The organism is Streptomyces sp. NPDC047974, from assembly GCF_040653375.1.
Lineage (GTDB): Bacteria > Actinomycetota > Actinomycetes > Streptomycetales > Streptomycetaceae > Streptomyces.
Genome location: NZ_JBEZNU010000037.1, coordinates 1 through 12,632, shown reverse-complemented (window position 1 = coordinate 12,632; position 12,632 = coordinate 1). Strand labels below are relative to the sequence as shown.

Below are 12,632 nucleotides of genomic sequence, written 5' to 3'. Positions count from 1 at the left end.
ACGCTGAGTGGTGTGCTGACGGTCACGCGCCGCCGGTCAGCCCATCGGCGCCGGCTTCAGGACGGCGAACTCGGCGCCGGAGGGGTCGGTGAACCAGGCGAGGCGGCCGACGTCGGGGATGTCTGCGGGCGGGAGCAGGACCGTGCCGCCCGAGGCGGTCACGGCGTTCGCCGTCGCGTCGGCGTCCTCCACCATGAAGTAGGGGATCCAGCGGGTGCGTTCGCCGGAGTCCCGGAGTTCGGCGGTGCCGCCGAAGGAGGCGTCCTGCTGGTCGCCGTCGGCGGTGGAGATCACCCGGTACGTCATGCCGGGCGCCGCCATCTCCGCCCACCGCCACTCGAAGAGCGAGCGGTAGAAGGCGAGCGCGGCCTCCGGGTCGGGCGTGTGGAGCTCCACCCACACCAGCGTGCCGGCGGTCGAGGTGCGATCCAGGCCCTTCACCGAGCCCGGCTGCCAGACGGCGAACTCGGCCCCGGCGGGGTCGGTGAGGGCGGCCATCCGCCCGGCGTCCATCACGTCCATGGCGCGGACGCGGACCCGGCCGCCCTCGGCGGCCGCCACCATCTGCGTCGTGTCCGCGTCCGAGGACTGGAAGTACACGGTCCAGGCGCTGCGGGCCCCCTCCTCGGTGAGCGGTCCGAGGGCGGCGACCGTGGCCCCGTCCTGCTGGAAGAAGCCGTACCCGCCGCTCTCCGGACCCGCCGAGCGGTACTCCCAGCCGAGCACCGCGGCGTAGAACTCCGCCGCGGCGGTGGTGTCCGGGCTGCCGAGGTCGATCCAGCAGGGGGAGCCGTGGGTGTACCGGGTGTCGAGCATGGGGTGGTGCCGTCCTTCCGTCGTCCTGCCTCCGGGCCGGTGTCCGGCCACCATGGCCGATCCTGAACGCCTCTCCGGAGCGGCGCGACCGCTGCCGGTCCGGTTCATCCGACCGGCGCACCGCCCGGCCCGGGCTCCCGCTCCGGGCCGGGCCCTCCGCTCCGGCCAGGCCGACGCTCCACGACCCGGCACCGCTCAGCCGCCGTGCCCGCCGGGCCCGTCGTGTGCGTCGCGTCCGTCGGCCTTCGCCGCCAGGTCGTCCATCAGCAGCTCCCCGTTGATCACCGTGCCGGCCCGGTAGCCGAGGCTCGCGGCGTTGACGACCTGCTCGGCGGGGCCCGTCACGTTCCCCGCCGCCCACACGCCCGGCACGCTCGTCCGGCCGGTCTCGTCCACCTTCACGAAGGAGCCGAAGGGGGTCTCGTACCGTTCCGCGCCGAGCTGCCGCAGCACCCCGTCGCGGGCGACGAGCCGGGTCGCCGCCGCGAAGACGACCTCGCAGCCGACGGTCCGGCCGTCGGCGAGCCGGACCCCGGTCAGCCGGTCGTCCGCCACCCCGATCCCCTCGACCCCGCCCTCCACGGTCCTCACGCCCGCCGCCGCGAGCAGCCGGGCGTCCTGCTCGGAGAGCGCGGCGCCGTTCAGGAAGAGGGTGACGTCGGGGGACCAGTGCGAGACCATCAGCGCCTGGTGGGCCGGGGCGGCCGGGTGCGCGATGACCCCGAAGGACCGGTCGCGGACCTCCCAGCCGTGGCAGTACGGGCAGTGCAGCACGTCCCGGCCCCACCGCCCGGCCAGGCCCTCGATCTCCGGCAGCTCGTCGACGAGGCCGGTCGCCACGACCAGCCGCCGGGCCGACAGCGCGGTGCCGTCGGCGAGCGTCAGGGCGAAGCCGGCACCGTCCCGGACCGCGCCCGCCACCTCCCCGGTCCGGACCTCGACCCCGTACGCGCGCAGTTCCGCGCGCCCGGCCGCGAGGAACTCCGCCGGGCTCATCCCGTCCCGGGACAGATAGCCCTGCATGTGGGCGCTCGGCGCGTTCCGCGGCTCGCCCGCGTCGACGACCAGGGTGCGGCGCCGCGACCGGCCGAGGATCAGCGCGGCGCTCAGCCCGGCGGCCCCGCCGCCGACCACCACGACCTCGTAGCGGGTGTCATCCATGAGTGCGTTCATGCCGCGAGCGTGACCCGGAAGCCGTGATCACGGCAAGGAAACTTGCCGTTCCTGCAACACTGGAGGCATGACCGAAGACGACCGCATCGACGCCGTGCTGACCGAGGTCGGCCCCCGGCTGCGCCGGGTCCGCCGTGACCGCGGGGTGACCCTGGCCGAGCTCTCCGCCGCCACCGGGATCTCCGTCTCCACCCTCTCCCGCCTGGAGTCCGGGCAGCGCAAGCCCAGCCTCGAACTGCTCCTGCCGCTCGCCCGCGCCCACCAGGTCCCGCTCGACGAGCTGGTCGGCGCCCCGCCGGTGGGCGATCCCCGGGTGCGGGCCCGCCCGATCGTCCGGCACGGCCGCACGATGTACCCGCTCACCCGCCAGCCCGGGGGCCTCCAGGCGTACAAGGTGGTCCAGGAGAAGGCCTCGGAGCAGCCGGACCCGCGGGTGCACGAGGGGTACGAGTGGCTGTACGTGCTCTCCGGGCGGCTCCGGCTCGTCCTGGGGGAGCACGACGTGGTGCTGGCGGCGGGCGAGGCCGCCGAGTTCGACACCCGGGTGCCGCACTGGTTCGGCCCGACCGCCGACGGGCCGGTGGAGTTCCTGAGCCTGTACGGGCCGCAGGGCGAGCGGATGCACGTACGGGCCCGGCCCAAGAAGTCCGGCTGAGCTGTTCCGCTGGAGGCAAGCGACCGCTTAGTATGCGACCGACCGCTCGGTACGGACGGAGGCTCGACGGATGCAGGCATGGCGAGTGCACGAGAACGGCGAACCCGGCGCGGTGATGCGCCGCGAGGAGGTGGACGTCCCCGAGCCCGGCCCCGGCCAGGTCCTCCTCAAGGTCCGCGCCGCCAACGTCAACTTCCCCGACGCGCTGCTCTGCCGCGGCCACTACCAGGTCCGCCCCCCGCTGCCCTTCACCCCCGGCGTCGAGCTCTGCGGCGAGACCCGGGACGGGCGCCGGGTCATCGCCACCGCCGCCCTCCCGCACGGCGGCTTCGCCGACCTCGCCCTCGCGGACGCGGCCACCCTCCTTCCGGCCCCCGACGCCCTCGACGACGCAGAGGCCGCCGCCCTCCACATCGGCTACCAGACCGGCTGGTTCGGCCTCCACCGCCGCGCCGCCCTCCAAGCGGGCGAGACCCTCCTCGTGCACGCCGCGGCCGGCGGCGTCGGCAGCGCCGCCGTCCAGCTCGGCAAGGCCGCCGGCGCCACCGTCATCGGCGTGGTCGGCGGCCCCGCCAAGGCGGCCGTCGCCCGCGCCCTCGGGTGCGACGTCGTGATCGACCGCCGCGCCGAGGACGTCGTCGCCGCCGTCAAGGCCGCCACCGGCGGCCGCGGCGCCGACGTGATCTACGACCCCGTCGGCGGCGACGCCTACCAGCAGTCCGCCAAATGCGTCGCCTTCGAGGGCCGGATCGTCGTCGTCGGCTTCGCGAGCGGCACCATCCCCGCCCCCGCCCTCAACCACGCCCTGGTGAAGAACTACTCGATCCTGGGCCTCCACTGGGGCCTCTACGCCCGCCTCGACCCGGCCGCCGTGCTCCAGTGCCACGACACCCTCACCGCCCTCGCCGCCAAGGGGACCGTCAAGCCGCTCGTCGCCGAGCGCGTCCCCTTCGCCGGCGCCGCCGACGCCGTCCAGCGCGTCGCCGACGGCACCACCACCGGCCGCCTGGTCGTCCTCCCGGAAGGAGCCCGCGCATGACCGACGCCGCCGAACTCAAGGCGCGCACGCAGGCGTTGCTCGCCGAGCACCCGCCCGCCGAAACCGACCGGCTCGACTTCCTCCGGGCCCGCTTCGACGCCGGCCTCGCCTGGGTCCACTACCCCGTCGGCCTCGGCGGCCTCGACGCCCCCCGCTCCCTCCAGGCCGTCGTCGACGCCGAACTCGCCGCCGCCGGCGCCCCCGACAACGACCCTCGCCGCATCGGCATCGGCCTCGGCATGGCCGCCCCCACCCTCCTCGCGTACGGCTCCGACGAGGTCAAGTCCCGCTTCCTCAAGCCCCTGTGGACCGGTGAGGAGGTCTGGTGCCAGCTCTTCAGCGAGCCCGGCGCCGGCTCCGACCTCGCCGCCCTCGGCACCCGCGCCGTCCGGGACGACGGGGGTACCTCCCGCTCGAACGAAGCCGGGAGCGGCGGAGACTGGGTGGTCGACGGCCAGAAGGTGTGGACCTCCAGCGCCCACACCGCCCGCTGGGCCATCCTCATCGCCCGCACCGACCCCGACCTCCCCAAGCACCGCGGCATCACCTACTTCGTCTGCGACATGACCGACCCCGGCGTCGAGGTCAGGCCACTGCGTCAGATCACCGGCGAGGCCGAGTTCAACGAGGTCTTCCTCACCGGCGTCCGCATCCCCGACGCCCACCGCCTCGGCGAGGTCGGCGACGGCTGGCGGGTCGCCCAGACCACCCTCATGAACGAGCGGGTCTCCATCGGCGGCGCCCGCATCCCCCGCGAGGGCGGCATGATCGGCAAGGCCGCCGCCGTCTGGCGCGACCGCCCCGACCTGCGCACCCACGCCCTCCACCGCAGGCTCCTCGACCTCTGGGTCGACGCCGAGGTCGCCCGCCTCACCGGCGAGCGGCTGCGCCAGCAGCTCGTCGCCGGCCAGCCCGGCCCCGAGGGCAGCGCCATGAAGCTCGGCTTCGCCCGCCTCAACCAGGCCATCAGCGGCCTGGAGGTCGAACTCCTCGCCGACGAGGGGCTGCTGTACGGGGACTGGACGATGGTCCGGCCCGACCTGGTCGACTTCACCGGCCGCGACGCGGGCTACCGCTACCTCCGCTCCAAGGGCAACTCGATCGAGGGCGGCACGACCGAGGTGCTCCTCAACATCGTCGCCGAACGCGTCCTCGGCCTGCCGCCCGAGCCCCGCAACGACAAGGACGTCCCCTGGAAGGACCTCGCCCGATGACCCGACAGCCGGATCTCCTCTACTCCGACACCGAGGACGACCTGCGGGCCGCCGTCCGCTCCCTGCTCGCCGACCGGGCGGACACCCGGACCGTCCTCGACCGCGTCGAGGAGCCGAGCCCGTACCTCCCCGGCCTGTGGGAGGCCCTCGCCGGCGGCATCGGCGCCGCCGGACTGCTCGTGCCGGAGAAGCTCGGCGGCCAGGGCGCGAGCCACCGCGAGGCCGCCGTCGTCCTGGAGGAGCTCGGCCGGGCCGTCACCCCCGCCCCGTACCTCACCGGCTCGGTGGTGGCGACCGAGACGCTGCTCGCCCTCGCCGCCGACAGCGGCCCGGCGGCCGAGCTGCTCGGCGCACTGGCGAGCGGCGAACGCGTCGCCGTCCTCGCGCTGCCGTTCTCCACCGCGCCGCGCGGGACGATCGACGCCGAACGCCGCGTGCCCGCCGTCGCGGACGCCCTCGCCGCCGACGTCCTCCTCGTCCCGCGCCCCGACGGCCTGTACGCCGTCGACGCGACGGACGCCGTGGTCACCCCCCAGTCCTCGCTCGACCTGACCCGGCCGCTCGCCGTCGTCGACACCCGCGACGCCGGTGGCGTGCGCCTCGCGGACGGCGGGGCCGGGCGCACCGCCGTCCGCCGGGGACTCCTCGCCGGCGCCGGGCTGCTCGCCTCCGAACAGCTGGGCCTCGCCGAGTGGTGCCTGGAGGAGACCGTCCGCCACACCAAGGAGCGGTACCAGTTCAACCGGCCCATCGGCTCCTTCCAGGCGCTCAAGCACCGCATGGCCCACCTCTGGCTGGACCTCGTCGGCGCCCGGGCGGCGGCCCGCGCCGCCGCCGACGCCCTCGCCACCGGCGCGCCCGACACCGAACTGACGGTGGCCGTGGCCCAGGCGTACTGCTCCGGCGTCGCCGTCCGCGCCGCCGAGGAGTGCGTCCAGCTGCACGGCGGGATCGGCATGACCTGGGAGCACCCGGCCCACCTGGCGCTCAAGCGGGCCAAGGCCGACCAGCTCGCCCTCGGCTCCGCCGGTCACCACCAGGACGCGGTCGCCGACCTGGCGGGCCTCCCCGCCCCGGCCTGACCCGCCGCCGCGCGGCCGGGGACCCACGGGCCCCGGCCGCCGCGCCTCACCCGCCGGTGCCCGCGCCCCGGCGCGCGTAGCAGAACAGGTGCTCCTCGGGCTCGCCGCCCGGCACCTCGGGCGTGAAGACCGACAGCTCGTGGTGGAGCACCTCCAGACCGCACTCCTCGCGCAGCAGCCCCAGGTACGCCTCGGCCGAGAAGCTGGAGACCCGCGCCCGCCGCCCCATCCAGGTGATCTCCAGGCCCTCGACGTCCGCCGGGACCGTCGCCGACACCAGCAGCCCGCCCGGCACCAGCCACGAGGCCATCCGGCGCACCGCCGAGGCCTGGTCCTCCCGGTCCATCATCAGCAGCGGGAAGAAGGCGCACACGGCGTCGTACCCCTCCTGAGGAGGGGTGTGGTCCCGGACGTCGACCTGCTCGAACCGCGCCCCCGGCACCCGCTCCCGCGCCAGCCCGACCATCGTCCGCGAGACGTCGATCCCGGTCACCTCGTGCCCCGCGGCGGCGAGCAGCGCGGCGACCGGCCGTCCCGTCCCGCTGCCGACGTCGAGGACCCGCGCGCCGGCGGGGAGCCGCCCGGTCAGCCACTCGACCGCCGCGAGCTGCGCGGGCAGCCGCCCGAACGCCCGCTCGTAGTCGAGCCCCACCCCGTCGAACAGCTCGGCCGCCCCGAGGGCGCCCTCCGCCCTGCCGCGATCCGCCGCCCCGTCCCCGTACCCGTCGCTCATCGTCTGCTCCCGGTGTCGTCGGTGTCCGGGGGCGGCCTACCCCACCGGGGGTCCCGGCGCACCCATGAGGTTTAATTGCGAATTGTTCGCAATAACAGTTGATCTTCAAAAGGGGTGTGGGCACGATGGCCGCCCGAACCGTCCGCCGCGCGACCGCCGCGACCGTCACCGGGGCCCTCGCCCTGGCCACCGCGGCCTGCACGAACCCCGGCGCCGACACCGCCGGCCCCGCCGGACCCAAGGACTCCGCCGTCGTCGGCATCGCCTACGAGCCCGACACCCTCAGCCCCCTCCTCGGCTACGGCAAGGACGGCAACTCCAAGATCTTCGACGGCCTCCTCGCCTTCGACGCCGACATGAAGCTCAAGCCGGCCCTCGCCCGCGAGCTCCCGCACATCAGCGACGGCGGCCGCACGTACACCTACACCCTCCGCGACGACGTCACCTTCAGCGACGGGGCGCCCTTCACCGCCAAGGACGTCGTCTTCACCTACCGGACGATCCTCGACCCGAAGACCAACAACCCCTCCCGCACCGAACTCGACGCCCTCGACAGCGTCGAGGCCGTCGGCGACGACACCGTGGTCTTCCGCCTCAAGTACCCCTACGCGCCCTTCGCCGAGCGCACCGTCCACGCCATCGCCCCCGAACACGTCGCCGCCCAGCAGGACGTCAACACCGGCGCCTTCACCACCCACCCCATAGGCACCGGCCCCTACGTCCTCACCGGCTGGTCGAAGGGCGAGAAGCTCTCCTTCAAGGCCAACCCGAAGTACTGGAACGGCGCCCCCGCGGTGAAGAAGTTCACCATGGCGATCATCAAGGACGACGACGTCCGCGCCACCCGCCTGCGCGCCGGCGACCTCGACGGCGCCATCCTCCCGCCCAACCTCGCCGCCGGCTTCGCCGAGGACAAGGCCAAGCGGACCTACACGGCCAAGACCTACGACTACCGCACGGTCACCCTCCCCACCCACAACCCCGTCGCCGGCGACACCGCCGTCCGCCGCGCCCTCGACATCGCCGTCGACCGCCAGACCATGGTCGACAAGATCCTCGAAGGCGCCGGCAAGCCCGCCTACGGCCCCGTCCCCACCGACAGCCCCTGGTTCGCCCAGGGCACCGAACGCCGCCACGACCTCGCCGGCGCCCAGAAGATCCTCGACGAGGCCGGCTGGAAGCCCGGCGCCGACGGCGTCCGCGCCAAGAACGGCGTCCGCGCCTCCTTCCCCCTCTGGTACCTCTCCGGCGACAAGCTCCGCCAGGACCACGCCCTCGCCTACGCCTCCGACGCCCGCAAGGCCGGCATCGAGATCAAGACCCAGGCCGGCACCTGGGAGGTCATCGAACCCCGCATGAAGACCGACGCCGTCCTCGCCGGCGGCGGCGCCCCCGGCGACCCCGACTTCGACCAGTACCTCCTGCTCAAGTCCACCCTCGCCGGCGACGGCTTCAACAACATGGCCTGGTACGACAACAAGACGGTCGACCGCGCCCTGGAGGACGGCCGCCGCACCGACGACAAGGCCCAGCGCAAGGCCGCGTACGACACCGTCCAGCGCGAACTCGCCAAGAACCCCGGCTACACCTTCCTCACCCACATCGACCACCTCTACGTCGTGAACGACGCCTGGGACGGCCTCGGCACCCAGGTCGAACCGCACGACCACGGCCTCGCCGCCGGCCCCTGGTGGAACATCGAGAGCTGGAAGCCCAAGAAGGCCGGAGACACCCAGAAGTGAGCCGCCGCCTCCCCTGGGGGGCCATGGCCCGGATGACGGGACGGCGCGCCCTCGCCGCCGTCCCCGTCCTCCTCGGCGTCACCCTCGCCGTCTTCGCGGTCGCCGAGGCCTCCCCCTTCGACCCCGTCAAGGCGTACGCCGGCACCGCCGGCCTCACCGCCTCGCAGGACAACCTCGACCAGCTCCGCCACAACCTCGGCGTCGACCAGCCCCTCCTCACCCGCTGGTGGGACTGGCTCGCCTCGGCCGTCACCGGCGACCTCGGCGACTCCTCCGTCATGCGCCGCCCCGTCGCCGACGTGATCACCGAACGCCTCGGCTGGTCCGTCCTCCTCGCCGCCACCGCCTTCGCCGTGGCCATCGCACTCGGCACCCTCCTCGGCGTCCTCGCCGGACGCCGCCGCGGCGGCCTCCTCGACCGGACCGTCAGCGCCCTCGCCTACACCCTGGAAGCCGCCCCCGCCTTCTGGCTCGGCCTCCTCGCCATCTGGTTCTTCTCCCTCGAACTCGGCGTCCTGCCCGCCGGCGGCCTCACCGACACCGCCAGCGACACCGTCACCCCCGACCAGGTCGCCCGCCACCTCGTCCTCCCCGCCCTCGTCCTCGGCCTCACCCAGCTGCCCTGGTTCTTCCTGTACGTCCGCCAGGGCGTCGGCGACGCCCTCGACGAGGACCCCGTCCGCGGCGCCCGCGCCCGCGGCCTCGCCGAACGCACCGTCCTCACCGGCCACGCCCTGCGCTCCGGCATGCTCCCGATGCTCACCCTCATCGGCTCCCGCGTCCCCGAGATCATCACCGGAGCCCTCCTCGTGGAGACCGTCTTCAGCTGGCCCGGCATCGCCGCCGCCACCGTCCAGGCCGCCACCGCCGTCGACTTCCCGCTGCTCGCCGCACTCACCGTGCTCGCCACCGCGGCCGTCCTCCTCGGCAACCTCCTCTCCGACCTCCTGTACGGCCTCGCCGACCCGAGGGTGGGCTTCGATGGCTGACCCCCGCACCCACCGCCTGCGCCTCTGGGCCTCCGCGACCGTCGTCGGCGCCGTCGCCCTCGCCGTCCTCCTCGTCCCCCCGCTCGTCCACCTCGACGAACAGGCCGTCGACCTCTCCCAGAAGCTCCTCCCGCCCTCCTGGGACCACCCCTTCGGCACCGACGACGTCGGCCGCGACCTCCTCCTCCGCTGCGTCTACGGCCTGCGGATCTCCCTCCTCGTCGGCCTCGTCGCCGCCCTCGTCGCCACCGTCCTCGGCACCGCCGTCGGCGCCGCCGCCGGCGCCCTCGGCGGCTGGACCGACCGCACCCTCATGCGCCTCGTCGACGCCTTCTCCTCCGTGCCGCACCTGCTCCTCGGCATCTTCGTCGTCGCCCTCTTCCGCCCCGGCGTCTGGCCCGTCATCGCCTCCGTCGCGGTCACCCACTGGCTCTCCACCGCCCGTATCGTCCGCTCCGAGGTCCTCTCCCTGCGGACCCGCCCCCACATCGAGGCCGCCATCTCCGGCGGCGCCTCCCGCCGCCGCGTCGCCACCCGCCACCTGCTCCCCGCCGTCCTCCCGCAGGCCGGCCTCGCCGCCGTCCTGATGGTCCCGCACGCCATGTGGCACGAATCCGCCCTCTCCTTCCTCGGACTCGGCCTCCCCAGCCACCAGGCCAGCCTCGGCAACCTCGTCCAGTCCGCCCGCTCCTCCCTCCTCGCCGGCGACTGGTGGCCCACCCTCTTCCCCGGCCTCTTCCTCATCGTCCCCACCCTCGCCATCGCCGGCCTCGCCGGCGTCTGGCGCGACCGCCTCAACCCCCGCCGTCGATCGGAGCTCATGCTGTGAACGCCCGCGTCGCGCGCGCCCTCGACGCCGTCACCGCCGAACGCGCCGAGAACGCCCTCCTCAGCGTCCGCGGCCTCACCGTCCGCTTCCGCCTGCGCGGCGGCCGCACGGTCGCCGCCGTCACCGACGCCGACTTCGACCTGGCACCGGGGGAGTGCCTCGCCCTCGTCGGCGAATCCGGCTGCGGCAAGTCCGTGCTCGCCTCCGCCCTCCTCGGCCTCCTCCCCGCCAACGCCGAGACCGGCGGTACGGCCCTGATCGCCGGCACCGACCTCCTCACCGCCGACGAGAAGACCCTCGCCCGCTCCGTACGAGGCCGGCGCATCGGCCTCGTCCCCCAGAGCCCCGCCGCCCACCTCACCCCGGTCCGCACCGTACGGGCGCACCTGGAGGAGACCGTCCGGGCCCTCACCGGCACCCCCCGCTCCGGTCGCCGCAAAGCCGCCGAGGACGCCGCCGAGCGAGCCGCCTTCCCCGCCACCCACCTCGACTCCTACCCGCACGAACTCTCCGGCGGCCTCGCCCAGCGCGCCGCCACCGCCCTCGCCCTCATCGGCGACGCCCCCCTCCTCCTCGCCGACGAACCCACCACCGGCCTCGACCGCGACCTCGTCGAACGCACCGCCGACGAACTCCGCCGCCACGCCGACGACGGCCGAGGCCTCCTCCTCATCACCCACGACCTCACCGCCGCCGCCCGCATCGCCGACCGCGTCGCCGTCATGTACGCGGGCCGGATCGTCGAGCTCGCCCCCGCCCACCGCTTCTTCGGCACCACCGGCCCCGACCACCCCTACGCCCGCGGCCTCCTCGACGCCCTCCCCGACCGCGCCTTCACCCCCATCCCCGGCATGCCCCCGGAACTCTCCGACCTCCCCGAAGGCTGCGCCTTCGCCCCCCGCTGCCCGCGCGCCACCGACCTCTGCGCCACCGCCCCGGCCCTCAGCGCCGGCGTGGCCTGCCACCACCCGGAGCGACCCCGTGCTTGAACTCGACTCCGTCACCGCCGGATACGAGCCCCGCAGGCCGGTCTTCCGCGACGCCTCCCTCACCCTCGCCGCCGGCGAGTCCGTAGGCCTCCTCGGCCCCAGCGGCTGCGGCAAGTCCACCCTCGCCCGCGTCGCCGCCCTCCTCCACCGCCCCGACGCGGGCCGCCTCGTCCTCGACGGCACCGAGGTCACGGCCTGGCGCCACCGCGCCCCCCGCGAACAGCGCACCGCCGTCGGCGTCGTCTTCCAGCAGCCCCGCACCGCCGCCGACCCCCGGCTCACCCTCGCCGACCTCATCGCCGAACCCCTGCGCGCCACCGGCCGCAAGGCCGAGGCCGCCGACCGCGTCGCCGAGCTCGCCCCCGCCGTCGGCCTCACCCCCGAACTCCTCACCCGCCGCCCCCACGCCGTCAGCGACGGCCAGCTCCAGCGCGCCTGCCTCGCCCGCGCCCTCACCCTGCGCCCCCGGTGGCTGGTCTGCGATGAGATGACCGCCATGCTCGACGCCTCCACCACGGCCGCCCTCGTCGCCGCCGTCGAGACCTACCGCGCACAGACCGGCGCCGGCCTCCTCGCCGTCGGCCACGACCGCGTCCTCCTGAACCGCTGGTGCGACCGGACGGTCGAGTGGCAGGACTGCCTGCCCCGCCCCCGTGCATGATCCTTTCGCCTGTCACCCGAATGGCCGCCCCGTCGTTCCCCCGGACGGATCGCCCATTCCGCCACACTGTCCGCCGAACGCCGCAATTCCGGTGCGGCAGAAGAAGGACGTGAGAGCGATGGCCGTTTCCGTTTCCGTCGTGGTGCTGCTTCTCGTACTGGCCGTGATCTTCATGCGCAGCGGAGGCCTCAAGGTCACCCACGCCGTCGTCTGCGCCCTGCTCGGCTTCTTCCTGGCCGGCACGAGCATGGCCCCCACCATCCAGAACGGCGTGGCCGCCACCGCCGAGGTCGTGTCCAGCCTCCGGCCGTGATCACCCGCAGGTGTCGCCCCACCTGCGCGGTTGACACGGGTCCGCCCGATCCGTAATGTTCTCCGAGCTGTCCGACGTGAGTACCGACTCCGGTCGGCCCCGGACAGTCATTCCGCAGGAACCAACGAGCCTTACGACCGATCATTCGTCGTGTCGTTCTGCTTTCCGTTCGTTTTTGCGAAATGAGGATTCGAAACCCTCGATTCGCGTCGGGGGCGGGGAATCCGCTAAAGTCTCACTCGTCGGAACGGCCCAACAGCCGGAAAGCCAATCCCCTCTGACTGGGAATCAGACGCCGAAAGGATCTGATAGAGTCGGAAACGAAGGAAGCGCCCGGAGGGCCTGGAAACAGGAACGAAGGAAGCGTCCGCACCTTGAGAACTCAACAGCGTGCCAA

At 74.2% G+C, this 12,632-nt stretch carries 13 protein-coding genes; 10 read left to right on the top strand and 3 right to left on the bottom strand.

Annotation, left to right across the window (positions count from 1 at the left end; all coding sequences use genetic code 11):
* Positions 1-36: 36 nt before the first annotated feature.
* Positions 37-816, bottom strand: a complete 780-nt coding sequence (locus tag AB0E19_RS33595; RefSeq protein WP_362187167.1) for a VOC family protein — start codon at positions 814-816, stop codon at positions 37-39.
* A gap of 195 nt (positions 817-1,011) precedes the next feature.
* Positions 1,012-1,989, bottom strand: coding sequence for an NAD(P)/FAD-dependent oxidoreductase (locus AB0E19_RS33590; protein WP_362187164.1), 978 nt, complete (start codon positions 1,987-1,989; stop codon positions 1,012-1,014).
* Positions 1,990-2,056: 67 nt separating this feature from the next.
* Here AB0E19_RS33590 and AB0E19_RS33585 point away from each other — a divergent pair, with 67 nt between their 5' ends.
* From AB0E19_RS33585 to AB0E19_RS33570, 4 genes are all read left to right on the top strand, one after another.
* Positions 2,057-2,644, top strand: a complete 588-nt coding sequence (locus AB0E19_RS33585) for an XRE family transcriptional regulator (protein WP_359526990.1) — start codon at positions 2,057-2,059, stop codon at positions 2,642-2,644.
* Positions 2,645-2,714: 70 nt separating this feature from the next.
* The gene (locus AB0E19_RS33580; RefSeq protein WP_362187160.1) at positions 2,715-3,683 is read left to right on the top strand and encodes an NADPH:quinone oxidoreductase family protein; all 969 of its coding nucleotides are present in this window, start codon (positions 2,715-2,717) and stop codon (positions 3,681-3,683) included.
* Entirely contained in the window at positions 3,680-4,897 is a 1,218-nt protein-coding gene (locus AB0E19_RS33575; protein ID WP_362187157.1) for an acyl-CoA dehydrogenase family protein, read from the top strand. The genes AB0E19_RS33580 and AB0E19_RS33575 overlap by 4 nt, the downstream gene beginning before the upstream one ends.
* Positions 4,894-5,979 carry an acyl-CoA dehydrogenase family protein gene (locus tag AB0E19_RS33570; protein WP_362187154.1) on the top strand — a complete coding sequence of 362 codons (1,086 nt, stop codon included), beginning with the start codon at positions 4,894-4,896 and terminating at the stop codon, positions 5,977-5,979. The genes AB0E19_RS33575 and AB0E19_RS33570 overlap by 4 nt, the downstream gene beginning before the upstream one ends.
* A gap of 46 nt (positions 5,980-6,025) precedes the next feature.
* On the opposite strand, the gene AB0E19_RS33565 is transcribed toward AB0E19_RS33570, so the two are convergent.
* Positions 6,026-6,712, bottom strand: coding sequence for a class I SAM-dependent methyltransferase (locus AB0E19_RS33565; RefSeq protein WP_362187151.1), 687 nt, complete (start codon positions 6,710-6,712; stop codon positions 6,026-6,028).
* Between the two features lie 125 nt (positions 6,713-6,837).
* On the opposite strand from AB0E19_RS33565, the gene AB0E19_RS33560 reads away from it, so the two are divergent.
* The 6 genes from AB0E19_RS33560 to AB0E19_RS33535 all read left to right on the top strand — a co-directional run bounded on the left by AB0E19_RS33560 (position 6,838) and on the right by AB0E19_RS33535 (position 12,235).
* Positions 6,838-8,454, top strand: coding sequence for an ABC transporter substrate-binding protein (locus AB0E19_RS33560; RefSeq protein ID WP_362187148.1), 1,617 nt, complete (start codon positions 6,838-6,840; stop codon positions 8,452-8,454).
* Positions 8,451-9,443 (top strand): ABC transporter permease, encoded by a 993-nt coding sequence (locus tag AB0E19_RS33555; protein ID WP_362187145.1) that lies wholly within the window; start codon positions 8,451-8,453, stop codon positions 9,441-9,443. Before AB0E19_RS33560 ends, AB0E19_RS33555 begins: the two co-directional genes overlap by 4 nt.
* Positions 9,436-10,272 carry an ABC transporter permease gene (locus tag AB0E19_RS33550; RefSeq protein WP_360609813.1) on the top strand — a complete coding sequence of 279 codons (837 nt, stop codon included), beginning with the start codon at positions 9,436-9,438 and terminating at the stop codon, positions 10,270-10,272. Before AB0E19_RS33555 ends, AB0E19_RS33550 begins: the two co-directional genes overlap by 8 nt.
* Positions 10,269-11,261, top strand: coding sequence for an ABC transporter ATP-binding protein (locus tag AB0E19_RS33545; RefSeq protein ID WP_362187140.1), 993 nt, complete (start codon positions 10,269-10,271; stop codon positions 11,259-11,261). Before AB0E19_RS33550 ends, AB0E19_RS33545 begins: the two co-directional genes overlap by 4 nt.
* Positions 11,254-11,922 carry an ATP-binding cassette domain-containing protein gene (locus tag AB0E19_RS33540; RefSeq protein ID WP_362187137.1) on the top strand — a complete coding sequence of 223 codons (669 nt, stop codon included), beginning with the start codon at positions 11,254-11,256 and terminating at the stop codon, positions 11,920-11,922. The genes AB0E19_RS33545 and AB0E19_RS33540 overlap by 8 nt, the downstream gene beginning before the upstream one ends.
* A gap of 118 nt (positions 11,923-12,040) precedes the next feature.
* Entirely contained in the window at positions 12,041-12,235 is a 195-nt protein-coding gene (locus AB0E19_RS33535; RefSeq protein ID WP_360609816.1) for a hypothetical protein, read from the top strand.
* The last annotated feature ends 397 nt before the right edge of the window (positions 12,236-12,632 follow it).

What these genes read in the sequence shown, in the direction of transcription:
- AB0E19_RS33595 (WP_362187167.1), bottom strand. Translation starts at nt 816, where the DNA reads ATGCTCGACACCCGGTACACCCACGGCTCCCCCTGCTGGATCGACCTC.
- AB0E19_RS33590 (WP_362187164.1), bottom strand. Translation starts at nt 1,989, where the DNA reads ATGAACGCACTCATGGATGACACCCGCTACGAGGTCGTGGTGGTCGGC.
- AB0E19_RS33585 (WP_359526990.1), top strand. Translation starts at nt 2,057, where the DNA reads ATGACCGAAGACGACCGCATCGACGCCGTGCTGACCGAGGTCGGCCCC.
- AB0E19_RS33580 (WP_362187160.1), top strand. Translation starts at nt 2,715, where the DNA reads ATGCAGGCATGGCGAGTGCACGAGAACGGCGAACCCGGCGCGGTGATG.
- AB0E19_RS33575 (WP_362187157.1), top strand. Translation starts at nt 3,680, where the DNA reads ATGACCGACGCCGCCGAACTCAAGGCGCGCACGCAGGCGTTGCTCGCC.
- AB0E19_RS33570 (WP_362187154.1), top strand. Translation starts at nt 4,894, where the DNA reads ATGACCCGACAGCCGGATCTCCTCTACTCCGACACCGAGGACGACCTG.
- AB0E19_RS33565 (WP_362187151.1), bottom strand. Translation starts at nt 6,712, where the DNA reads ATGAGCGACGGGTACGGGGACGGGGCGGCGGATCGCGGCAGGGCGGAG.
- AB0E19_RS33560 (WP_362187148.1), top strand. Translation starts at nt 6,838, where the DNA reads ATGGCCGCCCGAACCGTCCGCCGCGCGACCGCCGCGACCGTCACCGGG.
- AB0E19_RS33550 (WP_360609813.1), top strand. Translation starts at nt 9,436, where the DNA reads ATGGCTGACCCCCGCACCCACCGCCTGCGCCTCTGGGCCTCCGCGACC.
- AB0E19_RS33535 (WP_360609816.1), top strand. Translation starts at nt 12,041, where the DNA reads ATGGCCGTTTCCGTTTCCGTCGTGGTGCTGCTTCTCGTACTGGCCGTG.